The sequence below is a fragment of the Herbaspirillum sp. YR522 genome (genome assembly GCF_000282575.1).
Taxonomy (GTDB): Bacteria; Pseudomonadota; Gammaproteobacteria; order Burkholderiales; family Burkholderiaceae_D; genus Herbaspirillum.
This window is the reverse complement of the sequence record NZ_AKJA01000101.1, coordinates 22,659-44,146: the sequence shown is the minus strand read 5'-3', so window position 1 is coordinate 44,146 and position 21,488 is coordinate 22,659. Positions and strand designations below refer to the sequence as shown.

The window sequence follows — 21,488 nt, the reverse complement described above, 5'->3', positions numbered from 1 at the left end:
GTCATTGACCGCCGGCTTGGCCGTCGGCGTCTTGGGCGAGAGTCAGTTCGTCGGCGCGGTCCTGGGCCGAACTCAGGTCGAGCGTGCCTTCGTAGATCGAGCGGCCGCAGATGACAGCCTCCACGCCTTCGTCCTCGACTTCGCACAGCGCTTCGACGTCCTTGATGTTGTGCACGCCGCCGGAGGCGATGATCGGGATCGATACCGCCTGCGCCAGGCGCACCGTGGCTTCGATGTTGACGCCGCCCATCATGCCGTCGCGGCCGATGTCGGTGTAGACGATGGCTTCGCAGCCATAGCCTTCGAATTTCTGGGCCAGGTCGATCACCTCGTGACCGGACAGCTTGCTCCAGCCGTCGGTGGCGACCTTGCCGTCCTTGGCGTCCAGGCCGACGATGATCTGGCCGGGGAAGGCGCTGCAGGCGTCGTGCAGGAAGCCGGGGCTCTTCACCGCCGCCGTGCCGATGATGATGTACGACAGGCCATCGTCGAGATAGCGCTCGATGGTGTCGAGGTCACGAATGCCGCCACCCAGTTGCACCGGGATCTCGTCGACGTCGTTGTCCCGGGCGAATTGCGCCACGGCCTTGAGGATGGCCTTGACCGCCGATTCGTTCTTGGGCTTGCCGGCAAAGGCGCCGTTGAGATCGACCAGGTGCAAACGGCGCGCGCCCTGGCGCAACCAGTGCATGGCCATTTCTCCCGGGTCTTCGGAAAATACGGTGGCTTGTTCCATATCGCCTTGTTTGAGGCGGACGCAATGACCGTCTTTGAGGTCGATGGCGGGTATCAGCAGCATGGCTACGGGTGGGCTTGTCAGTGAGGGGTTGGGATGAAGACCGGTGGCGCCCGTGGCGCCGACTTGCCTTTAATGCAAAATCAAGGCTTCCAGTGTACGAAATTCCGATACAGCTGCAAACCCGCAGATGCACTTTTTTCAGGATGGAACTGGGTTGCAAAAATGTTATCTCGTGCCACTGCACAGGCGAACTCGCGTCCATAGGGAGTCTGTCCGACCACCTGCGACTGCTCGCCCGGCACCGCATAGAAACTATGCACGAAGTAAAAGAATGCATTATCGGCAATACCATTCCACAGCGGGTGCGGCGCGCTCTGGCGCACGTGGTTCCAGCCCATCTGCGGCACCTTGAAGCGCGAGCCGTCATCCTGCACCAGGCCGTCCAGCTCGAAGCGCACCACACGGCCGGGCAGCAGGCCCAGGCCGGGCGTATCGCCCTCCTCGCTCCAGTCGAACAGCATCTGTTCGCCCACGCACACGCCAAACAGCGGCTTGCTGCGCGCGGCCTCGAGCACCGCTTCCTGCACTCCCGACTCGCGCAGGCTGCGCATGCAGTCGGGCATGGCGCCCTGGCCCGGCAATACGATGCGATCCGCGGCCTTGATGTCGGCGACCTCGCCGGAGATACGCACGTCGGCCTCGGGCGCGACATGGCGCAGTGCCTGCGCCACCGAGCGCAGGTTGCCCATGCCGTAATCCACTACAACAATTTTATTCATATCGAGATGACCGGCCACGACGCCGGCGCACGGGTGTGATTACAGGCTGCCCTTGGTCGATGGAATGGTGCCGGCGGCGCGATCATCGAGTTCGATCGCCATGCGCAGCGCGCGGCCGAATGCCTTGAACACGGTCTCGCACTGATGGTGTGCGTTCAGGCCGCGCAGGTTGTCGATGTGCAAGGTCACCTGTGCGTGATTGACGAAGCCGTGGAAGAACTCGCTGGTGAGGTCGACATCGAAGCCGCCGATCATCGACCGCGTGAACGGGATATGGTACTGCAGGCCGGGACGCCCCGAGAAGTCGATCACCACCCGCGACAGCGCCTCGTCCAGCGGCACGTAGGCATGGCCGTAGCGGCGGATGCCCTTCTTGTCGCCGATGGCCTTGGCAAACGCCTGGCCCAGCGTGATGCCGACGTCTTCCACCGTATGGTGGGCATCGATATGCAAGTCGCCGCGGGCGTGGATGTCGAGGTCGATCAGGCCGTGCCGGGCGATCTGGTCCAGCATGTGATCCAGGAACGGCACGCCGGTGTCGAGCTTTTGCTTGCCGGTGCCATCGAGGTTGATCGCTACGCGGATCTGCGTCTCGTTGGTGTTGCGGACGACTTCTGCGGTTCTCGGTGTAGACATGGTCAGGGTAATGCGGGGTTCGGACGAAAGGGATGAGTGATTAATCTGGTGCCGAAGACGACACCTGCAAGGCCTCTGCCAGCGCTGCCAGCAGGAGCAGGTTTTCGTGCTCGGTGCCGACCGTGATGCGCAAGCAGTTTTGTAACAATCCGTGCATTCTACCGGCATTTTTGACAAGCACCTTGCGCGCGACCAGCGCGGCGAAGACTTTATCGGCATCCGGCACCCGGATCAACACGAAATTGGCAGCCGACGGGAACACCTCTACCCCGCCCAACTGCGCCAGCCGGGAAGACAGCTCGGCGCGCGCGACGCGCAACCGGGCGGCCTGCTCCTGCAGCACATCGAGATGCTCCAGCATGAACAGCGCCGCGGTCTCGGTGAGCACGTTGATGTTATAGGGCGGCCGCACCTTGTCGAATTGGCGCAACAAGGCCGGCGCCGCCGCCATGTAGCCCAGCCGAATCCCGGCCAGGCCCAGCTTGGAGACGGTACGCATGAGCACCAAGTTGTTGAAGCGCGGCAATGCAGGCATCAGGCTATGCGGCGCAAACGGCCCATAGGCCTCGTCCACCACGACGATGCCGAAGGGCGCGGCGGCGGCCACGATCTGCAGCACCTGCTGCGCGTCGAACAACGTGCCGGTGGGATTGTTCGGATAGGCCAGGTAGGTCACCGCCGGGCGGTGCTGCGCCAACGCGGCCAGCATGGCCGGCAGGTCGAGCGTGAAATCGGCGCGCAAGGGCACGCCGACGTACTCGAGTCCGGCCAGCCGGGCCGAGGCCGCGTACATCACGAAGCCGGGCTCCGGGGCCAGCACCTTGCGGCCATCGCCGGCGCAGGCGGTCGAGATGATGGAGATCAGTTCGTCCGAGCCATTGCCCAGCAGCACATCGTAGCCGGACGGCACCTGCTGCTCACGGCAGATGGCTTGCTTCAACGCCAGGTAGGACGGCACCGGGTAACGGTTCAAGGCCACGTCGGCCAGCCGCAGCGCCAGTTCCTGGCGCAACTGCGCCGGCAGCGGATAGGGATTTTCCATCGCGTCGAGCTTGACCATGCCGGCCGCATCGGGCACGTGATAGGCCGATTGCGCGCGCACATCGGCGCGGATCACGGTGGCGACCAGTGGATCGAGGCAGGCGGGGTCAGTCGGTGACGGGTTCATCTTGGGGGCTCGTGGCTTGCAGCGCATCCAGCCGCTGGCGGGTCAGTTCACAGTAATCCGGATTGAGTTCGAAGCCGACGAAGCGCCGGCCACAGCGGCGCGCGGCCACCGCCGTGGTGCCGCTGCCCATGAAGGGGTCGAGCACTACGCCGCCCGGCGGGCAGGACGCCTTGACCATGCGTTCGACGATCTCCAGCGGCTTCTGGGTCGGATGGTCGGCACGCTCACGGTGTTCGCGATGCAGGCGCGACACGCTCCACACGTCCTTGGGGTTGTATCCCATCTCCAGCCATTTGGCGCCCACGAAGATGGAGCGCGAGCGGGCTTTCTTGGTCTGGGCGTCGTAGGGGATGCGGATCGCATCGAGGTCGAAGAAATAATCCTTGGCGCGGGCGAAGAAGCCGATGGTGTCATGCACCGACGAATAGCGGCGGGTACTGCCGCCCATGGAAGGTACCCGGCGATCCCAGACGATTTCGTTGAGCATCGTCATGCGCTGCTTGAGCATGACGAATATCTCGGGCGAATAACGCCAGGTGAGGAAGATATACAGGCTGGCATTGCCCTTGAGCTTGGGCAACGCGGCGTCGATCCAGCGCTCGGTCCAGGCCAGGTAGGTGGCCGCCTCGAGCTTGTCGGAGTCGTTGCCATAGTCCTTGCCCAGGCCGTAGGGCGGGTCGGCGATGAGCAGGTCGATGCTGCCGTCGGGAATGCGCCGCAAGCCGGCCAGTGCGTCCTCGCAATGGATACGATCGATCCAGCCTTCGTCCGCGACCGCCGTCATCGCATCATTTCAGGCGCAATTCGGCCGAGCGCGCGTGGGCCTGCAGCCCCTCGCCATAGGCCAGCTCGGCGGCGACCCGGCCCAGCGTCTGGGCACCCGCCTCGGACACCCGGATCAGGCTGGAGCGCTTCTGGAAGTCGTACACGCCCAGCGGCGAGGAGAAGCGCGCGGTGCGCGAGGTGGGCAGGACGTGGTTGGGTCCGGCGCAGTAGTCGCCCAGCGACTCGGACGAAAAACGGCCGAGGAACATCGCGCCGGCGTGGCGAATCAGGTCTGCCCACTGTTGCGGCTCCTCGGTCGAGATCTCGAGGTGCTCGGCGGCGATCAGGTTGGCGATCTCGCACGCCTCGTGCATGTCGCGCACCTTGACCAGCGCACCACGGTCGGTCAGCGAGGTGCGGATCACGTCGCGCCGGGGCATGCCGTCGAGCAGCCGGTTGATGCTGGCTTCGACGCGGGCGATGTAGCCGGCATCCGGACACAGCAGGATCGATTGCGCCAGTTCGTCGTGCTCGGCCTGCGAGAACAGGTCCATGGCGATCCAGTCGGGGTCGGTGCTGCCGTCGCAGATCACCAGGATCTCGGACGGGCCGGCGATCATGTCGATGCCGACCACGCCGAACACGCGCCGCTTGGCCGCGGCCACATAGGCGTTGCCGGGGCCGACGATCTTGTCGACCTGGGGGATGGTGGCGGTGCCGTAGGCCAGCGCACCCACGGCCTGGGCGCCGCCGATGGTAAACACGCGGTCGACGCCGGCGATGGCCGCGGCCGCCAGCACCAGTTCGTTGTGCACGCCATCGGGGGTCGGCACCACCATGATCACTTCGGCTACGCCGGCGACCTTGGCCGGAATCGCGTTCATCAGCACCGACGACGGATAGGCCGCCTTGCCACCCGGCACGTAGATACCCACGCGGTCCAGCGGCGTGACCTTCTGGCCCAGTTCGGTGCCATCCGCTTCGCGGTACAGGAAACCGTCCGAGCCGCATTCCTTCTTCTGCCGCTCGTGGTACGCGCGTACGCGGTCGGCCGCCGTCTGCAATGCGGCACGCCGGGTCGCGGGCAAGCCTGCCAGGGCCGCCTGCAATGCCGCAGGACCGATTTCCAGCGCCGCCACCGACGCCGCCTGCAGGCGATCGAAACGCTGCGTGGCATCGAGCACGGCGGCGTCGCCGCGTGCCTTCACGTCGGCCAGGATGGTGGCTGCGGCGCGATCGATGGCTTCGTCTTCGCTGGCTTCGAAGGCCAGCACGGCGGCCAGCTTGTCGCGAAAGCCGGGTTCGGTCGAATCGAGTTTTCGGATGGCAATGCTCATGGGGTCTACCTGGGAGTCGGCTCGGTCAGTCGGTATCACTTTTGGCGGGATGCCTTTTCAAACGCATCCAGGATCGGTTGCAAGCGCTCGCGCTTGAGCTTCAGGGCGGCCTGGTTGACCACCAGGCGCGACGAGATCTCGATGATGTGCTCGACCTCGACCAGCTTGTTGGCGCGCAGCGTGCCGCCGGTGCTGACCAGGTCGACGATGGCATCCGACAGGCCCACCAGCGGGCCCAGTTCCATCGAGCCGTACAGCTTGATCAGGTCGACGTGCACACCCTTGGCCGCGAAGTGCTCGCGCGCGGTCTTGACGTACTTGGTGACCACCCGCAGGCGTGCGCCCTGGCGCACCGCGCTGGCGTAGTCGAACCCTTCCTGCACCGCGACCGACAGGCGGCACTTGGCGATATTGAGGTCGATCGGCTGGTACAGGCCTTCACCGCCATGTTCCATCAGCACGTCCTTGCCGGCCACGCCGAAGTCGGCCGCCCCATACTGCACATAGGTCGGCACATCCGAGGCGCGCACGATGATGACCCGTACCGCGGGGTCATTGGTGGGCAGGATCAGCTTGCGCGACGATTCGGGGCCTTCGGTGACCTTGATGCCGGCCGCTTCCAGCAACGGCAGGGTTTCTTCGAAGATGCGGCCCTTGGACAGGGCCAGCGTCAATTGTTGAGTCATGTTCTCTATCTGCTTATTTGACGCGTTCGATGTCGGCGCCGATCGACGACAGCTTCAGTTCCATCCGGTCGTAGCCGCGATCGAGATGGTAGATGCGCTCGATCAGGGTTTCGCCCTGGGCCGCCAGGCCGGCGATCACCAGCGAGGCCGAAGCACGCAGGTCGGTCGCCATGACCGGGGCGCCGATGAAGCGCTCGACGCCGTTGACGATGGATGTATTGCCTTCGATATCGATCGCCGCGCCCAGCCGGTTGAGCTCCTGGACGTGCATGAAGCGGTTCTCGAAGATGGTTTCGGTGACATGGCTGGTACCGTCGGCGATGCAGTTGAGCGCCATGAACTGGGCCTGCATGTCGGTCGGGAAGCCCGGGTATTCGGTCGTGCGAAAGCTCACCGCCTTGGGGCGCGCCGCCATCTGCAGCCGGATCCAGTCGTCGCCCGAGGTCAGGATCGCGCCGGCTTCGCGCAGCTTGTCGAGGGCGGCGTCAAGCAGCCCGGAACGGGTGCGACGCAAGGTCACGTCGCCACCGGCGGCGGCCGCCGCGCACAGGAAGGTGCCGGTCTCGATACGGTCGGCAATGACGTCATGGGTGGCGCCGTGCAGGCGCTCGACACCGTGGATCACCAGGCGGTCGCTGCCGATGCCGTCGATCCTGGCGCCCATCTTGACCAGCAGGTGGGCCAGGTCGCCCACTTCGGGTTCGCGCGCGGCATTCTCGAGCACGGTCTCGCCCTCGGCCAGTACCGCCGCCATCAGCAGGTTCTCGGTACCGGTGACGGTGATCATGTCGGTCACGATGCGCGCGCCCTTGAGGCGCTTGGCCTTGGCATAGATATAACCGCCATCGATATGGATCTCGGCGCCCATCGCCTGCAGGCCCTTGATGTGCTGGTCGACCGGACGCGAACCGATCGCGCAGCCACCCGGCAACGACACCTTGGCCTCGCCGAAGCGCGCCAGCAACGGCCCCAGGGTCAGGATCGAGGCGCGCATGGTCTTGACCAGCTCGTAGGGCGCTTCCAGGCGGGTGATGTCATTGCCGTTCAACACCACTTCCTCGCCGTTTTCCTGAACCCGCAGGCCCATCTGCTTCATCAGCTTGGTGATGGTGAGCACGTCTTGCAGATGCGGGATGTTGGTCAGGCGCAGGTCATCGGCCGTGAGCAGGCCGGCGCACAGGATGGGCAACGCCGCATTCTTGGCGCCGGAGATGGTGACTTCGCCTGACAGGCGCTTGCCGCCGCGGATGAGGAGCTTGTCCATGGTGCTGGGCCTTATTTCTGGAATTCTTCGGGGGTCAGTGTCTTCATCGACAAGGCATGGATTTCTTCACGCATGCGGTCGCCCAGCGCGGCGTAGACCAACTGGTGGCGCTGGATGCGCTGCTTGCCCGCAAACGCCTCGGAGACGATCACGGCGTTGAAGTGCTGGCCATCGCCTTCGACTTCGATGTGTTGGCAGGCCAGGCCGGCGACGATGTAGCTTTTGACGAGTTCAGGAGTGGGTAGCATGATTCGGCTCTTCACAAGGATAGGATGACTGGGCCAGGCCGCTCAGTGTGCGCCTGCGCGCAATTTGTAACCGCTCTTGAGCATGCGCACGGCCAGGGTGGCCAGGGCGACGAAGAACACGGCGACGATGGCCAGGCTGGTGGTGGGCGCGATGTCGGACTGGCCGAAGAACCCGTAGCGGAAGCCGTCGATCATATAAAAGAACGGGTTGAAATGCGATACCGCCTGCCAGAACGGCGGCAGCGAATGGATCGAGTAGAACACGCCGGCCAGGAAGGTCAGCGGCACGATCAGGAAATTCTGGAACGCCGCCAGCTGGTCGAATTTCTCGGCCCAGATGCCGGCGATCAAGCCCATCGTGGCCAGGATGCCTGCGCCCAGCAAGGCGAACAACACGATCCACCATGGCGCGACGAAATCGAGATGACCAAACCAGGCCGTCACCACGAACACCCCGGCGCCGACGATGAGGCCACGCACCACGGCGGCCAGCACATAGCCACCGAACAGTTCCCAGTGCGACAGCGGCGTAAGCAGCACGAACACCAGGTTGCCGGTGATCTTGGACTGGATCAGCGACGACGAACTGTTGGCGAAGGCATTCTGCAACACGCTCATCATCACCAGGCCAGGCACCAGGAAACCGGTGTACTGCACCCCCGGATAGACCTGCACATGGTCTTGCAGCACATGGCCGAAGATCATCAGGTAGAGCACGGCGGTCAGGATGGGCGCGGTCACGGTCTGCGTGGCGACCTTCCAGAAACGCAGGATTTCCTTGTAGAACAGGGTCTGGAATCCGGTCATTTTTCTTCTCCCATGATCTGGATGAAGACGTCTTCCAGGTCGGCCTGCTGCAGTTGCATGTCGTCGAGCTCGGCGCCGGCCTGGCGCAACGCGGCCAGGATCGGCTCGACTTCGTTGTAATCGGTCACCCGCAGGGTGTACTTGTTGCCCCCCAGCAGTTCCTCCGGCCGCGTCACCAGCGGCTTGAGGCCATCCGGCAAGGTGCCCTGCCTCAGGCGCAGCACCAGTTGCGAACCCGAGATCCGCTTGATCAGCGCGTCGGTCGAATCGAGCGCCACCACACGCCCGAGCTTGAGCATGGCGATGCGGTTGCACAAGGCCTGGGCTTCTTCCAGGTAGTGCGTGGTCAGCACGATGGTGTGGCCTTCCCGGTTGAGGCGGCCGACGAATTTCCATAAGGTCTGGCGCAGCTCCACGTCGACCCCGGCGGTGGGCTCGTCGAGCACGATCACTGGTGGCTTGTGCACCAGCGCCTGGGCCACCAGCACACGCCGTTTCATGCCACCCGACAGCGCGCGCATGTTGGTGTCGGCCTTGTTGGTGAGGTCCAGGTTGTCCATCACCTCGTCGATCCAGCGGTCGTTGTTCTTCAGGCCGAAGTAGCCCGACTGCATGCGCAGCGTCTCGCGTACCGTGAAGAAGGGATCGAATACCAGTTCCTGCGGCACCACGCCGAGCTTGGTGCGGGCGCTGCGGTAGTCGCTGACCACATCGTGGCCGTGGATGCTGACGCTGCCGGAGTCGGCGCGGTTCAAGCCGGCAATGATCGAGATCAGTGTGGTCTTGCCGGCGCCATTGGGACCGAGCAGGCCGAAGAACTCACCTTCCTCGATTGCCAGCGAAACGCCACCCAGTGCTTGCAGCGACTGGTAGCGCTTCTTGATGTCATTGATTTGCAATGCGGCCATGATGCCTGGACAGCCTTAGAGTTCGTTACGTGCAGGAGGAAATATGAGGCGGCGGCTCCGTGACGCCACGAAGGCGCAACGGCACGGACCTTGAAAGCGGGAACCGCGACGCGATAAAACCGGTGATTATAGGGGAATTCGGGTTCCCGGGCCGGTCAGCCGCGCCAAGCGCGCAACACTACCGCGGGAAAAAGCTGCCGTCAGTGATGTCGATCGGTAGCGGAGGTGGGCGCCGAGACGGTGCCGTAGAGCAAGCTCGACACGCCATACAGGTCGGCCAGGCTTTGCAGGTTGGCCGGCAGGATGCCGAAATCGAGCGCGACGCCGCGCTTTTGCGCCTCGCGCCGCCAGGCCAGCAAGGTGGCCACGGCCGATGAATCGACCACCACCACGCCGGACAGGTCGATGCCCGCCTGCCCGCCTGCAATGGCCGCCAGGCCGTCACGCAGGACGGCACTGGCGTTCTTGAAGGTCAGCGAATCGGCGGGCTTGAACATGGCGGTTCCTGGCAGGGTGAACGGTCGACGACGTGTTACTTCTTGCCAGCGCGGGCGGCCAGCTGCTTGTTCTTGTCCGACAGCGCCTTGATCAGGCCATCGATACCGCCCTTGTTGATCTCGCTGGTGAAGGTGCCCTTGTAGGCCTCGACCAGCCATGCACCCAGCACGTTGACGTCGTACAGCTTCCAGCCATCGTTCTTCTTCTCGAGACGATAGCTGATCTGGATCGGCTCGCCGCCGCGCGAGGAGATCACCTGCGAATTGACTTCCACATCGGTGTCGGCAGCGGATGCACGCAGCGGCTTGAACTCGATCTTCTGGTCACGTACCTGCGACAGCGCGCCGGCGTAGGTATAAACCAGCAGGCTGCGGAACTCGGTGATCAGCTGGTTCTGCTGCTCGGGCGTGGCCTGGCGCCAGAAACGACCGGCGGCCAGGCGTGTCATGTGCTCGAAGTCGACATACGGCAGGATCTTCTGCTCGACCAGTTGCATGATGCGATTGTTGTTGCCGGACTGGATGTCCTTGTCGCTGCGGGCAGTGTCGAGCACTTCGGAGCTGATCCGCTTGACCAGCGCATCGGGGGCTTCCTGAGCGCTGGCGGCGCCAGCAAAGGCGAACGCCGAGGCGGCCAGGGTAACGGCGAGGAATTTGGTGAAGATCTTCATAAGTCTATCCATTCAGATTGAGCCGAACGCAGCAGGCCTGTACAAAACGACAACCCACGGGCAGGCCGGCTTTTTTAGATGGTGCGTTCCCGCAAAAATTCAAGGCGAGCGACTGCGGGGGCAGGCACTCGCCTTGGGGCCAGCCCATCGATCAGGGCTTGACCGCTTCTTGCTTCTGCTGATCGCCGCCGCCACTGCGGCTGCCGCTGATCTGCGACTGGCGGCGTTGCAGGTAGGCATCGCGCACGAAGTCGTATTTATCCAGCGCTGCGTCTTCCAGCAGTGTCGATGCGTCCAGCAACTGGGCGCGACGGTCGATCACGCGCACCACGCTACCCACGTTGCGCCAGCGGGTCGGCCGCTTGTAGGTCCACAGGTCGCCATACAGGTCGATCGGCAGGCCGGCCGTATCGCGCAGCGTGGAGGGGCCGAAGAAAGGCAGCACCACGTACGGACCGGAGCCCACGCCCCACTTGCCCAGCGTCTGCCCGAAGTCGGACTTTTCGCGCGGCAGGCGCGCCTCGGTGGCCACATCGAGCACGCCACCCAGACCGAAGGTGGTGTTGATCGCCACCCGCATGAAGGTCGACACGCCCTGTTCGATACGTCCCTGCAGCAACTGGTTGATCGACGACCACAGGTCGCCGATGTTGCCGAAGAAGTTGCCGATGCCGGTCTGCACCGGTCCAGGCACGACCGTGTCGTAGGCTTGCGCGGCGGGTTTCAGGGCGACCCGGTCGACGCCGTCGTTGAAGCTGAACATGGCACGGTTGAAGCCCTCCAGCGGGTCATTCGGGTTATTGCTGGTGGCGCAACCGGTCAGGGTTGCCGCCAGTGCCAGTGCGGCGATGCGTGCTGCGTATTTCATTTTGGTTCATCCTTTCCCTCGGCCGCCTTGCTATAGAGAAACTGACCGATCAGGTTCTCCAGGACAATGGCGGACTGTGTCATTTTTATAGTGTCGCCCGATGCCAGGTTGGCCGTATCGCCACCCGGTTCGATCCCGATGTACTGCTCGCCCAGCAGACCCGAGGTGAGGATCTTGGCCGAACTGTCTTTCGGAAACTTGTAGTTGTCGTCCATGTTCACGATGACAGTGGCGCGGAACGTCTGGTCGTCGAAGCGGATCGAATCGACCCGGCCGACCACCACGCCGGCGCTCTTGACCGCCGCGCGTGACTTCAGGCCACCGATGTTATCGAAATTGGCCTTGACGGTGTAGGTTTTCTGGCCGAACGACAGCGCGCTCATGTTGCCCGCCTTCAATGCCAGGAACACCAGCGCAGCCACGCCCAGCAGCACGAAGATGCCAACCCAGACGTCCAGTGATTTACGTTGCATATCAACCCTTTTCATTCATGGCCGGCATCTCGCCCGCCTTCTTATGTGTTCTGCGCCAGCGCTTGGATCCACTCAGCTGAACATCAGCGCGGTGAGCAGGAAGTCCAGTCCCAGCACGGTGAGCGAGGCGATCACCACGGTGCGGGTAGTGGCGCGGGCCACGCCCTCGGGGGTCGGTTGCGCCTCGTAGCCCTGGAACAGCGCCACGAAGGTGACGGCGATGCCGAACACGATGCTCTTCAATACCCCGTTGGCGATATCGGCCCAGACATCGACGCCGCCCTGCATCTGCGACCAGAACGCGCCCTCGTCGACGCCGATCATCAGCACACCGACCACGTATCCACCGATGATGCCCACGGCGCTGAAGATGGCTGCCAGCACCGGCATGGCGATCACGCCCGCCCAGAAGCGGGGCGCCACCACGCGCTGCAGCGGATCGACCGCCATCATCTCCATGGCCGACAACTGCTCGCCGGCCTTCATCAGGCCGATCTCGGCGGTCAACGAGGTGCCGGCGCGTCCGGCAAACAACAGCGCGGTCACCACCGGGCCCAGCTCGCGCACCAGCGACAACGCCACCAGCAGGCCCAGCGCCTGCTCGGAGCCGTACTTGTTGAGCGTGTAGTAGCCTTGCAGGCCCAGCACGAAGCCCACGAACAGGCCCGACACGGCAATGATCACCAGCGAATAGTTGCCGATGAAGTGGATCTGGTCGGTAATCAGGCGCGGGCGGCGCAACAGCCCGACCGAAGCGCCCAGCATATTGACGAACATGCGCGCGGCAAAACCCACGCCGCCGATGAATTCGCGCACGCTGCGACCGAGCCCGCCGAGCAGGTTGGCGATCATGGGCGCCCCTCCAGGCCGAGATCCTCGGCCAACGACTTGCCGGCATAGTGGAACGGCACCGGACCATCGGTCTCGGCATGCACGAACTGCTTCACATAGGGATCGGTGGACTCACGCATATCGGCCGGCGTGCCCTGGGCCACGATCTTGCCCTGCGACAGGAAATAGACGTAGTCGGCGATGCCGAACGATTCGTTGACGTCGTGCGAGACCAGGATCGAGGTCGAGCCCAGCGCATCGTTGAGGCGGCGGATCAGGTTGGCGGTCACGCCCATGGAGATCGGATCGAGGCCGGCGAAGGGCTCGTCATACATGATCAGCAGCGGATCGAGTGCAATGGCCCGCGCCAGCGCCACCCGCCGCGCCATGCCGCCGGATATCTCGGCCGGCTTCAACTGGGCCGCATTGCGCAGGCCGACCGCGTTGAGCTTCATCAACACCAGGTCACGAATCAGCTGCTCATCGAGGTCGGTATGTTCGCGCAACGGGAAGGCCACATTGTCGAACACCGTCATGTCGGTAAACAGGGCCCCATTCTGGAACAGCATGCCCATCTTGCGGCGCAGCAGATACAGCTGGCGGGTGGCCATGCCGGGGACATTCTCGCCATCCACCTGCAAGGTGCCCTCTTGCGGCTGCAACTGGCCGCCAATCAGGCGCAGGATGGTGGTCTTGCCGGAACCGGAGCCGCCCATGACCGCCACGACCTTGCCGCGCGGGAAATCCATCCGCAGTCCGGTGAGGATGGGACGGTCGCCATAGCGGAAATGCAGATCGCGGATTTCAACGATGTTTGGCAAAGCGGCTTTCGGAGAATGCTGGGAAAAGCGACATTGTAGAGCAAATTTGTAAAAGCGCTTTCAAGGCGGCAACACCAGATGTAAAACGTTTGCAACAAAAAGGGGCAGTTTCCACCCTTTCGAATCATTTTGCCGCCACTTGGCACCCGTTACCGACAAAGTCCGTTACTGACAATTCAGTCAGTTAATTTGTTGCGGTGCGCTGGCGAGGGCTTGCCGTGGCGTGCGCGCAACGCTAGGGCATCCCCGTGCGCCTTGATACAATGGAGGTTTTGCTTTTCGGAAGAATTCTGTCATGAGTCTCAAATGCGGCATCGTGGGCCTGCCCAACGTCGGCAAGTCCACTCTCTTCAACGCGCTGACCAAGGCTGGCATCGCCGCCGAGAACTACCCGTTCTGCACCATCGAGCCCAACGTCGGCGTGGTCGAAGTGCCGGATCCGCGCTTGACCGCGCTGGCCGAGATCGTCAAGCCCGAGCGCATCCTGCCGGCCACGGTCGAATTCGTCGACATCGCCGGCCTGGTGGCGGGCGCGTCCAAGGGCGAAGGCCTGGGTAACCAGTTCCTGTCGCACATCCGCGAGACCGACGCCATCGTCAATGTGGTGCGCTGCTTCGAAGACCCCAACGTGATCCACGTGGCCGGCCGCGTGAGTCCGCTGGACGATATCGCCGTGATCCAGACCGAACTGGCGCTGGCCGACATGGGCACCGTCGAAAAGGCGATCCACCGCGAACAGAAGAAGGCCCGTTCGGGCGACAAGGACGCCGCCAAGCTGGTGGCGCTGCTCGAACGCATCATGCCGGCGCTGGACGAGGCCAAGCCGGTGCGCGCGTTGAACCTGGACGCCGAGGAAATGCTGCTGATCAAGCCGCTGTGCCTGATCACGGCCAAGCCGGCCATGTATGTGGCCAACGTGTCCGATAGCGGCTTCACCGACAACCCGTTGCTGGACCAGTTGACCGCCTATGCGAAAGAGCAGAATGCCCCGATCGTGGCCATCTGCGCGGCCATCGAAGCCGAGATCGCCGACCTGGACGACGCCGACAAGATCGACTTCCTGGCCGACATGGGCATGCAGGAACCGGGCCTGGACCGCCTGATCCGCGCCGCCTTCAAGCTGCTGGGCCTGCAGACCTACTTCACCGCGGGCGTCAAGGAAGTGCGCGCCTGGACCGTCCCCGTGGGCGCCACCGGCCCACAGGCGGCCGGCGTGATCCACACCGACTTCGAGCGCGGCTTCATCCGCGCCCAGACCATCGCCTACGAAGACTACATCGCCTTCAAGGGCGAGACCGGCGCCAAGGAAGCGGGCAAGATGCGCGCCGAAGGCAAGGAATACGTGGTCAAGGATGGCGATGTGATGAATTTCCTGTTCAACGTCTGAGCAAGAACCCGCCGCTCGCAGACATCCGCAGTAGCACCGAAGCCCCGCGACTGGCAAGTCCGGGGCTTTTTTGATGGAGGCAATCGGATGTCGTCACGCCCGCTACTGCCCCAGCAAGCGCCTGCGCAATCCCTGGTCGCGCGTGCCCGGACCAAGCCAGATATCGAAGAATGCCCGCGCCAGCGCCGGGTCGTCGATCTCGCCCAGCAGCTTGTCGGCGTCGTAGAGCTGCATGCCGCGGCCCGGCAGGTAGACGCCAATCAACTGATCATCGCGCGCCACATCGACCAGCGTCCTTTCCAGCGCCGCCTGCCAGCGCAGCAGCGTATCGGACGCGATCGGCGCAGCGCTCAGGCGCCGGATTTCATCGATGCTGGCGCTGGCCAGCCGCTGGCGGCTGATCGACATGTGATAGGTCAGTTGCAGGGCGAACGGTCGGGTCGGGTCAAACGGGGCTTGTGCACTCCACAGCCCGGCCCGGTAGATGTGCAGGCCGAACCAGGTCATCTCGCCACTGCCCAGTAGTTTCGCCTGCGGCACCGCCTGTTGCCACGCCTGGTCGGCGCGGGCCGGCCCACCCGCCAACGACAGCGACAACACCACGCAATGCACCGCGCCGGCAATCCAACGTAGCCCGATGCCCACCGTCAATCCTTGCGGAAAAACAGGCTGACCTGGCCCACCTCGATGCCGAACTTGCGCATGCTGGTGCGATTGATCATGGTCTTGTCATCGATCAGGTACATCCAGTCATCCATGCGCATGTCGTAGGTGGTGTCCTTGACCGGCAACACGAGCGTGTAGCGCCAGTGCAAGGTGTTACCCGCTACCTCGCCCACGGCCTCGCCCTTGACATCGCCGGCGCTGCCGCGCCAGGTGCCGTCGTCTTGCCGGTCCAGCGTCCAGATCCGCTGCTGGGTTTCGCCGTCGTCATAGCGGAAGCGCTCGTCCAGCGTCAGCTTGCGCCCTTCGGCACGACCTTCGATGACCACGTGGAAGCGCCGTGCCACGCTACCGTCGCGTTTCTGGAAGATGCCCCAGGCCTGGGTGCGGCCGGCGAAGAACTGCGCCGGGTCGAACTTCGGTTGCGCCTGGGCGTAGTCCTTGATGTCCTGCGACGCACAGGCCGCCAACAACCAGGGCAGGCACAGCACAACCAGGGTCTTGAGCAATCGGGTCATCGGGCTCTCCTGAAATGGGTCGAGAGCCAGCTTACACGCAAAGAAAAATGAATGCTACCGATTAGTAATTTACTTTACCAAGTGGTATTATTGGAATGAACACCGCCACCAGCACCGGATCAGGTCCTTAAAAACGGGTACTATCTCTGCTTTTCCGATAAACAGGCGCGCAGCACCTGCTTTATGGCAATCACGCCTGGCATCTTGGCCGGCGCAACCGATCCGGCAGCACATCATGAGCAAGAAAACCCCGAACGATTCGGGTCGCCCCCAGGGCAAGCGCCTCCCTTCCGAACCCGCCGGACAAGCCACGGCCATGCCGCACGAGATCCGTCCCGGCCAGTCCATCGAGCTGCTCAAGGAACTGCACATCCTGACCCGCGACGGCAAGCTGAACCAGGACAGCCGCCGCAAGTTGAAGCAGGTCTACCACCTGGTCCAGTTCATCGAGCCGCTGCTGGCCGAAGTGCTGCAGGACCATCCGGACGTGACCCTGGTCGACCACGGGGCGGGCAAGTCCTACCTGGGGTTCATCCTGTACGACCTGTTCTTCAAGGCCTTGCAGGGCGCGTCGCACATCTACGGCATCGAGACCCGCGAAGAACTGGTGCGCAAGTCCGAAGAACTGGCCAGCCGCCTGGGATTTGGCGGGATGTCGTTCGTCAACCTGTCGGTGGCCGATTCGATCACCTCCGATCGCCTGCCGGGTGCCATCGACGTGGTCACCGCCTTGCATGCCTGCGACACCGCCACCGACGACGCCATCCATTTCGCGCTCCACAAGAAGGCCCGTTTCATCGTGCTGGTGCCGTGCTGCCAGGCCGAAGTGGCTTCGGTACTCAATCGCAACAAGGGCAAGTCGCTCAACAACTCGCTGACCGAGATCTGGCGCCATCCGCTGCACACCCGCGAATTCGGCAGCCAGGTGACCAACGTATTGCGCTGCCTGCAACTGGAAGCGCATGGCTACAAGGTCAGCGTGACCGAGCTGGTGGGCTGGGAGCATTCGATGAAGAACGAATTGATCGTCGCCCAATACCGCGACCTGCCGCGACGCCGACCGACCGAGCGATTGCAGGAGGTATTGCGCACGCTGGGCCTGGAAGAGATGGGCCAGCGCTTCTTCGTGCCCGAGGCGGCCTGAGCAGGAACGGATCTTGCAGCGCCGACCTCGGTAACGCTTTTTTGGCGGCAAGACTACAGCGGGGCTGGGTCCTGCCGTAAACGCAATGCAGCAAGACGTGCCGCATGCCTGGGGCGTGCGGTAGGGGAGCCGGGAGACCGGTGGGCAAAGGGGGCCGGCCTGGCCGGAAAACGCACATGACATCCGCTGTCGACACGGAAATGCTTATCGCCGACAACCAGCAGCTGCGATCCGAATTGCAGGATCTATTGCAGCAGGCACACATCAACCAGTCGATCATCGAACGGCACCAGGCGTTCGACCTGAAATTGATCAGCGCCAGCGAATTTCGCGAGTTGATCGATACCATGCTCAATGGCATGCCGGGGGTGTTCAACCTGGAAGCGGTGACGCTGTCGCTGATCGATGGCGACTATGCCATCCAGCGCATCTTGCGTGACCTGCAGATCGGCATGCAGGAGTTTCCCAACCTGCTGTTCCTGAAGGAACCGATCACCTCCTCGCCCGAGGACGACCACCTGGCGGCCGAAAAGCCGCGCCTGGGTCAATACGTGGCCTGGCAGCACGAGGTCTTGTTTCCCCGCTACCAGCCGGTCAGCGTGGCGGTGTTGCCGCTGGTGCGCCAGCACCGGCTGCTGGGTTACCTGGCGCTGGGAAGCGCCTATGGCGAGCGTTTCACCCGCACGCTGGCGACCGATTTCATCGAACGCCTGGCCACGGTGGTGGCGATCTGCCTCGAAAACGTCATCAACAACGAGCGACTCAAGCATATCGGCCTGACCGACCCCTTGACCGGGGTCAACAACCGCCGCTACATCGAGCAACGCATGCACGAGGAAGTCGCGCGCGGCCAGCGCGAACGCTCGGCCTTGTCCTGCCTGTTCATCGACATCGACCATTTCAAGCGCGTCAACGACAATTTCGGCCACCAGAGCGGTGATGACGTGCTGCGCGAAGTCGCCGGCCGGATCAAGAAAGAACTGCGCCTGTCGGATGCCCTCGGCCGCTTCGGGGGCGAAGAGTTCGTGGTGCTGCTCACGCATGCCACCCGCGAGGATGCGGCCCGCATCGCGGAACGGATTCGCAGCGGCATCTGCAGCCGCGGCATCATGATCGAGGGTTCGCGCGACCCGTTGCGCATCAGTGCCTCCATCGGCACCGCCTCGCTGGTGCCGCCCGACCGCAACCGCCCGGCCGAGGAGGTCAAGCAGGCCATGCTCAAGGCGGCCGACCAGGCCCTCTACCAGGCCAAGGAAGGCGGTCGCAACCGCGTGGTGCAGGCGCCATGAAAAAAGCCGGCAATGCCGGCTTGTTCAACATACAGCCACGGATGGCGGCGGCCTTCAGGCGGCGTTGCCCTTGGACTGCGACTGCAGTTGCTCGAACTTGACCATCAGCTGCTCGGGGCTTTCGCGCCAGGCCGGATCGAAAGGGATGCACGACACCGGGCACACCTGCTGGCACTGCGGCTCGTTGAAATGCCCGACGCACTCGGTGCACTTGCCGGGATCGATCTCGTAGATCTGCGGCCCCATGAAGATCGCTTCGTTGGGGCACTCGGGCTCGCACACATCGCAATTGATGCAGTCGTCCGTGATCATCAGTGCCATGGCCACTCCCAGTTGCGCATGCCGCCACGGGGGCATGCCTTCACGTCGTCAAACCCGTCTGTGCTGCCGTTCATTGCCTTACCCTGCCTTGTTGCGTTGGCTACCACAGTCCAGGGTTACCCTTCCTGCTTCGCTATCTTGGTCTTGAGCCATTTTTCGACCGACGGGAACACGAACTTCGATACATCCCCGCCGAGAATGGCGATCTCGCGCACGATGGTGCCCGAGATGAATTGATATTGGTCCGACGGCGTCAGGAACAAGGTCTCGACGTCGGGTAGCAGGTAACGATTCATGCCGGCCATCTGGAATTCGTATTCGAAGTCGGACACCGCGCGCAAGCCGCGCACGATCACGCGCGCGTTGTTCTGCCGCACGAAGTCCTTCAACAGGCCGGAAAAGCTCTCGACCTGCACATTCGGATAATGGCCCAGCACTTCGTTGGCAATCGACAGGCGTTCCTCGAGCGAGAAAAACGGCTTCTTGTTCTTGCTGTCCGCCACCCCCACCACCAACTTGTCAAACAACCCGGACGCGCGACGGACCAGGTCTTCATGGCCACGCGTCAACGGATCGAATGTCCCTGGATATACTGCTGTCACCATGGGTGTCTCCTCACCGGCAAATCAATCAGAACGCGCATTATGCCTCAATTCCCCGGGCACTTTTGCGTTGCAATAAATGATAGAAGACCATCCCCGCCTTGTCTGAGCGCAGTACCTCCCAATCGTCCATCCATCGCGGCGCATCGTCGCCGTCGAGCGCAAACTCGGCCTCGGCGTAGACCAGGCCCCGCGGCGCCAGCAAAGGCTGGCACAGCGGCAACATCTTCTCGAGCCAGCCGCCGTTGTAGGGCGGATCGACGAACACCAGCTGGAATCGGCCGGCGCGGTGCTGCGCCAGGTTGCGCACCGCCGAGAGCGCATCGGCGCGCTGCACGCTGACCTGGGTGGCACGCAGCTTGTCGCGCGTGGCTTCGAGCTGGCGTACCGCTGCCGTGCCCAGTTCCACCATCGTCACTTGCGCCGCGCCGCGACTGGCCGCTTCAAAACCCAGCGCGCCGGAGCCGGCGAAGAGGTCCAGGCAGTCGACACCTTCCCAGTTGCCGTCCAGCAGGTGCGTAAGCCAGTTGAACACGGTCTCGCGCACCCGGTCCGGCGTGGGCCGCAGGCCTTCGGCGTCCAGTACCGGCAACGGTGTGCGTTTCCACTGGCCGCCGATGATCCGGACCTGGCGGGGCACCACCCGGGGCGCGGCGGGCCTGCCCGCGCCGCGCTTTGCTTGCGTCTGCTTCATGCCTGCCCCTTCACTTGGCGGCGGTCGGGGTATCGGCGTCACCCACCACCACCGTGGCCAGCTCGGCCGCATGGATATGACGGGCGAACGCGGCGCGCACATCCTTGACGCTGACGGCCTTGACCTGGTCGATCCAGCGGTCGAGATAATCCAGCGGCAGCTGGTAGAACCCGATCACCGACAGGTTCTCGATCAACTTGGCATTGCTGTCGATACGCAGCGCAAAGCCGCCGGCCAGGTTGTCCTTGGCCGCCTTCATCTCGGCCGCCGTCGGGCCTTCCTCGAGGAAGCGCGCCAGCGTGGCGCGCACCACCTTCAGGGCTTCGCCGGTCTGCTCCTTCTTGGTCTGCAGTCCGATCTGGAACGGCCCCGGCTGGGCCAGCGGCGAGAAGCCACTGTAGACGCTATAGGTCAGGCCGCGCTTCTCGCGCACCTCGTCGGTCAGGCGCGAGACGAAACCGCCGCCGCCCAGGATGTAGTTGCCGACGGTCAAGGCGAAGAAGTCCGGATCGCCGCGCTTGAGTGCCGGCGCCCCGATCAGGATATGCGACTGCGACGCCGGGTGCGCAATGCGCTGTTCGCCGCCACGCGGCGCGGCCACCGGGGGCAGTGCCGGCAGTGTCGCGCCCTGCGGCAGGTCCCGGGTCAACTCGACGGCGATCTGCTCGGCCTGGGCACGGGTAATGTCGCCGATCATCGAGATGACTGCGCCATTGGCGACATAGTGAGTACGATGGAAAGCCACCACATCGTCGCGACCGATGGCCTGCACGCTGGCCTCGGTGGCATCGACGGCATACGGATGGCTGCCGTAGATGGCTTGCATGAAGGCCTTCTCGGCAATCGATTCGGGCTTGGTGAGTTCTTCGCGGATGCCGGCGATGGCCAGGGCCTTGTCGCGGTCGAGGCCGGCCTGCGGAAAGCTGGGGTGCGCCAGCGTGCGCGCCAGCAGGGTGACGGCCGTATCGCGCTCGGTGGCCGACGACAGCGTACGCAGGGTGACGCCCGCACGGTCCTGGCCGGCGCCGATATTGCGCTCGGCGGCGACGTCGGCGAAGCCGTCGAGGATCTGCGCCTCGGACAGCTCGCGCCCACCGCCGGCCACACCGCGGCTCAGGCTGGCCACCGTCAATTCGGCCAGGCCGGCGCGTCCGGCAGGGTCGCGCCGCTGGCCGGCGTCGAACTGGACGCTGACGTCGAGCATCGGAATGCTGTGGTTCGACACGAACAGCACACGCGCGCCATTGGGCAGGGTCCAGGACTCGATCTGCAAAGCCGCCATCGCTGGCGCCGTGACGCAGAAGGAAAGGAACAACAGGGCAAGGATTTTTTTCATGAGGCTCAAGGAAAATGGATGGCAATCAGGCCGCAG

26 protein-coding genes are annotated in these 21,488 nt (G+C 63.8%); 3 read left to right on the top strand and 23 right to left on the bottom strand.

Features of this window, described 5'->3' with window-relative positions:
• Position 1: 1 nt before the first annotated feature.
• The 17 genes from hisA to PMI40_RS12445 all read right to left on the bottom strand — a co-directional run bounded on the left by hisA (position 2) and on the right by PMI40_RS12445 (position 13,498).
• The gene (gene hisA, locus PMI40_RS12525) at positions 2 to 799 is read right to left on the bottom strand and encodes a 1-(5-phosphoribosyl)-5-[(5-phosphoribosylamino)methylideneamino]imidazole-4-carboxamide isomerase (RefSeq protein WP_008115834.1); all 798 of its coding nucleotides are present in this window, start codon (positions 797 to 799) and stop codon (positions 2 to 4) included.
• Positions 800 to 879: 80 nt separating this feature from the next.
• Positions 880 to 1,518, bottom strand: a complete 639-nt coding sequence (gene hisH / locus PMI40_RS12520) for an imidazole glycerol phosphate synthase subunit HisH (RefSeq protein ID WP_040501983.1) — start codon at positions 1,516 to 1,518, stop codon at positions 880 to 882.
• A gap of 39 nt (positions 1,519 to 1,557) precedes the next feature.
• Entirely contained in the window at positions 1,558 to 2,154 is a 597-nt protein-coding gene (hisB, locus tag PMI40_RS12515; protein WP_008115830.1) for an imidazoleglycerol-phosphate dehydratase HisB, read from the bottom strand.
• Positions 2,155 to 2,194: 40 nt separating this feature from the next.
• Positions 2,195 to 3,322 carry a histidinol-phosphate transaminase gene (gene hisC / locus PMI40_RS12510; protein ID WP_008115827.1) on the bottom strand — a complete coding sequence of 376 codons (1,128 nt, stop codon included), beginning with the start codon at positions 3,320 to 3,322 and terminating at the stop codon, positions 2,195 to 2,197.
• Positions 3,303 to 4,106 carry a site-specific DNA-methyltransferase gene (locus PMI40_RS12505; RefSeq protein ID WP_008115825.1) on the bottom strand — a complete coding sequence of 268 codons (804 nt, stop codon included), beginning with the start codon at positions 4,104 to 4,106 and terminating at the stop codon, positions 3,303 to 3,305. Before PMI40_RS12505 ends, hisC begins: the two co-directional genes overlap by 20 nt.
• Before the next feature lie 4 nt (positions 4,107 to 4,110).
• Positions 4,111 to 5,424 carry a histidinol dehydrogenase gene (gene hisD / locus PMI40_RS12500; protein WP_008115823.1) on the bottom strand — a complete coding sequence of 438 codons (1,314 nt, stop codon included), beginning with the start codon at positions 5,422 to 5,424 and terminating at the stop codon, positions 4,111 to 4,113.
• 35 nt (positions 5,425 to 5,459) lie between these two features.
• On the bottom strand, positions 5,460 to 6,110 hold the full coding sequence (gene hisG / locus PMI40_RS12495; protein ID WP_008115821.1) for an ATP phosphoribosyltransferase: 651 nt from the start codon (positions 6,108 to 6,110) through the stop codon (positions 5,460 to 5,462).
• Between the two features lie 13 nt (positions 6,111 to 6,123).
• On the bottom strand, positions 6,124 to 7,374 hold the full coding sequence (murA, locus tag PMI40_RS12490; protein ID WP_008115819.1) for a UDP-N-acetylglucosamine 1-carboxyvinyltransferase: 1,251 nt from the start codon (positions 7,372 to 7,374) through the stop codon (positions 6,124 to 6,126).
• A gap of 11 nt (positions 7,375 to 7,385) precedes the next feature.
• Positions 7,386 to 7,622 carry a BolA family protein gene (locus PMI40_RS12485; RefSeq protein ID WP_008115817.1) on the bottom strand — a complete coding sequence of 79 codons (237 nt, stop codon included), beginning with the start codon at positions 7,620 to 7,622 and terminating at the stop codon, positions 7,386 to 7,388.
• Positions 7,623 to 7,664: 42 nt separating this feature from the next.
• Entirely contained in the window at positions 7,665 to 8,429 is a 765-nt protein-coding gene (locus tag PMI40_RS12480; RefSeq protein ID WP_008115814.1) for an ABC transporter permease, read from the bottom strand.
• Positions 8,426 to 9,337: an ABC transporter ATP-binding protein gene (locus PMI40_RS12475; RefSeq protein WP_008115813.1), complete on the bottom strand. Its 912-nt coding sequence runs from the start codon at positions 9,335 to 9,337 to the stop codon at positions 8,426 to 8,428. The genes PMI40_RS12480 and PMI40_RS12475 overlap by 4 nt, the downstream gene beginning before the upstream one ends.
• 200 nt (positions 9,338 to 9,537) lie before the next feature.
• Positions 9,538 to 9,834 carry a lipid asymmetry maintenance protein MlaB gene (locus PMI40_RS12470; RefSeq protein WP_008115811.1) on the bottom strand — a complete coding sequence of 99 codons (297 nt, stop codon included), beginning with the start codon at positions 9,832 to 9,834 and terminating at the stop codon, positions 9,538 to 9,540.
• A gap of 35 nt (positions 9,835 to 9,869) precedes the next feature.
• Positions 9,870 to 10,505, bottom strand: a complete 636-nt coding sequence (locus PMI40_RS12465) for a phospholipid-binding protein MlaC (protein ID WP_008115809.1) — start codon at positions 10,503 to 10,505, stop codon at positions 9,870 to 9,872.
• Positions 10,506 to 10,656: 151 nt separating this feature from the next.
• The gene (locus tag PMI40_RS12460) at positions 10,657 to 11,373 is read right to left on the bottom strand and encodes a VacJ family lipoprotein (protein ID WP_008115807.1); all 717 of its coding nucleotides are present in this window, start codon (positions 11,371 to 11,373) and stop codon (positions 10,657 to 10,659) included.
• Positions 11,370 to 11,846 (bottom strand): outer membrane lipid asymmetry maintenance protein MlaD, encoded by a 477-nt coding sequence (gene mlaD / locus PMI40_RS12455; RefSeq protein WP_008115805.1) that lies wholly within the window; start codon positions 11,844 to 11,846, stop codon positions 11,370 to 11,372. The genes PMI40_RS12460 and mlaD overlap by 4 nt, the downstream gene beginning before the upstream one ends.
• A gap of 72 nt (positions 11,847 to 11,918) precedes the next feature.
• The gene (mlaE, locus tag PMI40_RS12450; RefSeq protein ID WP_008115802.1) at positions 11,919 to 12,698 is read right to left on the bottom strand and encodes a lipid asymmetry maintenance ABC transporter permease subunit MlaE; all 780 of its coding nucleotides are present in this window, start codon (positions 12,696 to 12,698) and stop codon (positions 11,919 to 11,921) included.
• Positions 12,695 to 13,498 (bottom strand): ABC transporter ATP-binding protein, encoded by an 804-nt coding sequence (locus tag PMI40_RS12445; protein ID WP_008115800.1) that lies wholly within the window; start codon positions 13,496 to 13,498, stop codon positions 12,695 to 12,697. The genes mlaE and PMI40_RS12445 overlap by 4 nt, the downstream gene beginning before the upstream one ends.
• A gap of 295 nt (positions 13,499 to 13,793) precedes the next feature.
• Here PMI40_RS12445 and ychF point away from each other — a divergent pair, with 295 nt between their 5' ends.
• Positions 13,794 to 14,885 carry a redox-regulated ATPase YchF gene (ychF, locus tag PMI40_RS12440; RefSeq protein ID WP_008115797.1) on the top strand — a complete coding sequence of 364 codons (1,092 nt, stop codon included), beginning with the start codon at positions 13,794 to 13,796 and terminating at the stop codon, positions 14,883 to 14,885.
• A gap of 102 nt (positions 14,886 to 14,987) precedes the next feature.
• Here the strand turns inward: ychF and PMI40_RS12435 are convergent, their stop codons facing one another.
• Together PMI40_RS12435 and PMI40_RS12430 are read right to left on the bottom strand one after the other, a co-directional pair.
• Positions 14,988 to 15,530 carry a chalcone isomerase family protein gene (locus PMI40_RS12435; RefSeq protein ID WP_008115795.1) on the bottom strand — a complete coding sequence of 181 codons (543 nt, stop codon included), beginning with the start codon at positions 15,528 to 15,530 and terminating at the stop codon, positions 14,988 to 14,990.
• Between the two features lie 2 nt (positions 15,531 to 15,532).
• Positions 15,533 to 16,066 carry a DUF3833 domain-containing protein gene (locus PMI40_RS12430; protein ID WP_008115793.1) on the bottom strand — a complete coding sequence of 178 codons (534 nt, stop codon included), beginning with the start codon at positions 16,064 to 16,066 and terminating at the stop codon, positions 15,533 to 15,535.
• 235 nt (positions 16,067 to 16,301) lie between these two features.
• Here PMI40_RS12430 and PMI40_RS12425 point away from each other — a divergent pair, with 235 nt between their 5' ends.
• Positions 16,302 to 17,210 carry an SAM-dependent methyltransferase gene (locus PMI40_RS12425; RefSeq protein ID WP_008115791.1) on the top strand — a complete coding sequence of 303 codons (909 nt, stop codon included), beginning with the start codon at positions 16,302 to 16,304 and terminating at the stop codon, positions 17,208 to 17,210.
• A gap of 176 nt (positions 17,211 to 17,386) precedes the next feature.
• Complete coding sequence (locus tag PMI40_RS12420; protein WP_008115789.1) at positions 17,387 to 18,499, top strand: sensor domain-containing diguanylate cyclase; 1,113 nt, start codon at positions 17,387 to 17,389, stop codon at positions 18,497 to 18,499.
• A gap of 54 nt (positions 18,500 to 18,553) precedes the next feature.
• Here the strand turns inward: PMI40_RS12420 and PMI40_RS12415 are convergent, their stop codons facing one another.
• The 4 genes from PMI40_RS12415 to PMI40_RS12400 all read right to left on the bottom strand — a co-directional run bounded on the left by PMI40_RS12415 (position 18,554) and on the right by PMI40_RS12400 (position 21,452).
• Positions 18,554 to 18,820, bottom strand: coding sequence for a YfhL family 4Fe-4S dicluster ferredoxin (locus PMI40_RS12415; RefSeq protein WP_008115787.1), 267 nt, complete (start codon positions 18,818 to 18,820; stop codon positions 18,554 to 18,556).
• A 116-nt stretch (positions 18,821 to 18,936) separates the two neighbouring features.
• Entirely contained in the window at positions 18,937 to 19,425 is a 489-nt protein-coding gene (coaD, locus tag PMI40_RS12410; RefSeq protein WP_008115784.1) for a pantetheine-phosphate adenylyltransferase, read from the bottom strand.
• A gap of 37 nt (positions 19,426 to 19,462) precedes the next feature.
• The gene (rsmD, locus tag PMI40_RS12405; RefSeq protein WP_008115782.1) at positions 19,463 to 20,116 is read right to left on the bottom strand and encodes a 16S rRNA (guanine(966)-N(2))-methyltransferase RsmD; all 654 of its coding nucleotides are present in this window, start codon (positions 20,114 to 20,116) and stop codon (positions 19,463 to 19,465) included.
• A gap of 10 nt (positions 20,117 to 20,126) precedes the next feature.
• Positions 20,127 to 21,452, bottom strand: coding sequence for a pitrilysin family protein (locus PMI40_RS12400; protein WP_008115779.1), 1,326 nt, complete (start codon positions 21,450 to 21,452; stop codon positions 20,127 to 20,129).
• Positions 21,453 to 21,488: the final 36 nt, after the last annotated feature.

What these genes read in the sequence shown, in the direction of transcription:
- hisA (WP_008115834.1), bottom strand. Translation starts at nt 799, where the DNA reads ATGCTGCTGATACCCGCCATCGACCTCAAAGACGGTCATTGCGTCCGC.
- hisH (WP_040501983.1), bottom strand. Translation starts at nt 1,518, where the DNA reads ATGAATAAAATTGTTGTAGTGGATTACGGCATGGGCAACCTGCGCTCG.
- hisB (WP_008115830.1), bottom strand. Translation starts at nt 2,154, where the DNA reads ATGTCTACACCGAGAACCGCAGAAGTCGTCCGCAACACCAACGAGACG.
- hisC (WP_008115827.1), bottom strand. Translation starts at nt 3,322, where the DNA reads ATGAACCCGTCACCGACTGACCCCGCCTGCCTCGATCCACTGGTCGCC.
- PMI40_RS12505 (WP_008115825.1), bottom strand. Translation starts at nt 4,106, where the DNA reads ATGACGGCGGTCGCGGACGAAGGCTGGATCGATCGTATCCATTGCGAG.
- hisD (WP_008115823.1), bottom strand. Translation starts at nt 5,424, where the DNA reads ATGAGCATTGCCATCCGAAAACTCGATTCGACCGAACCCGGCTTTCGC.
- hisG (WP_008115821.1), bottom strand. Translation starts at nt 6,110, where the DNA reads ATGACTCAACAATTGACGCTGGCCCTGTCCAAGGGCCGCATCTTCGAA.
- murA (WP_008115819.1), bottom strand. Translation starts at nt 7,374, where the DNA reads ATGGACAAGCTCCTCATCCGCGGCGGCAAGCGCCTGTCAGGCGAAGTC.
- PMI40_RS12485 (WP_008115817.1), bottom strand. Translation starts at nt 7,622, where the DNA reads ATGCTACCCACTCCTGAACTCGTCAAAAGCTACATCGTCGCCGGCCTG.
- PMI40_RS12480 (WP_008115814.1), bottom strand. Translation starts at nt 8,429, where the DNA reads ATGACCGGATTCCAGACCCTGTTCTACAAGGAAATCCTGCGTTTCTGG.
- PMI40_RS12475 (WP_008115813.1), bottom strand. Translation starts at nt 9,337, where the DNA reads ATGGCCGCATTGCAAATCAATGACATCAAGAAGCGCTACCAGTCGCTG.
- PMI40_RS12470 (WP_008115811.1), bottom strand. Translation starts at nt 9,834, where the DNA reads ATGTTCAAGCCCGCCGATTCGCTGACCTTCAAGAACGCCAGTGCCGTC.
- PMI40_RS12465 (WP_008115809.1), bottom strand. Translation starts at nt 10,505, where the DNA reads ATGAAGATCTTCACCAAATTCCTCGCCGTTACCCTGGCCGCCTCGGCG.
- PMI40_RS12460 (WP_008115807.1), bottom strand. Translation starts at nt 11,373, where the DNA reads ATGAAATACGCAGCACGCATCGCCGCACTGGCACTGGCGGCAACCCTG.
- mlaD (WP_008115805.1), bottom strand. Translation starts at nt 11,846, where the DNA reads ATGCAACGTAAATCACTGGACGTCTGGGTTGGCATCTTCGTGCTGCTG.
- mlaE (WP_008115802.1), bottom strand. Translation starts at nt 12,698, where the DNA reads ATGATCGCCAACCTGCTCGGCGGGCTCGGTCGCAGCGTGCGCGAATTC.
- ychF (WP_008115797.1), top strand. Translation starts at nt 13,794, where the DNA reads ATGAGTCTCAAATGCGGCATCGTGGGCCTGCCCAACGTCGGCAAGTCC.
- PMI40_RS12430 (WP_008115793.1), bottom strand. Translation starts at nt 16,066, where the DNA reads ATGACCCGATTGCTCAAGACCCTGGTTGTGCTGTGCCTGCCCTGGTTG.
- PMI40_RS12425 (WP_008115791.1), top strand. Translation starts at nt 16,302, where the DNA reads ATGAGCAAGAAAACCCCGAACGATTCGGGTCGCCCCCAGGGCAAGCGC.
- PMI40_RS12420 (WP_008115789.1), top strand. Translation starts at nt 17,387, where the DNA reads ATGACATCCGCTGTCGACACGGAAATGCTTATCGCCGACAACCAGCAG.
- PMI40_RS12415 (WP_008115787.1), bottom strand. Translation starts at nt 18,820, where the DNA reads ATGGCACTGATGATCACGGACGACTGCATCAATTGCGATGTGTGCGAG.
- coaD (WP_008115784.1), bottom strand. Translation starts at nt 19,425, where the DNA reads ATGGTGACAGCAGTATATCCAGGGACATTCGATCCGTTGACGCGTGGC.
- rsmD (WP_008115782.1), bottom strand. Translation starts at nt 20,116, where the DNA reads ATGAAGCAGACGCAAGCAAAGCGCGGCGCGGGCAGGCCCGCCGCGCCC.
- PMI40_RS12400 (WP_008115779.1), bottom strand. Translation starts at nt 21,452, where the DNA reads ATGAAAAAAATCCTTGCCCTGTTGTTCCTTTCCTTCTGCGTCACGGCG.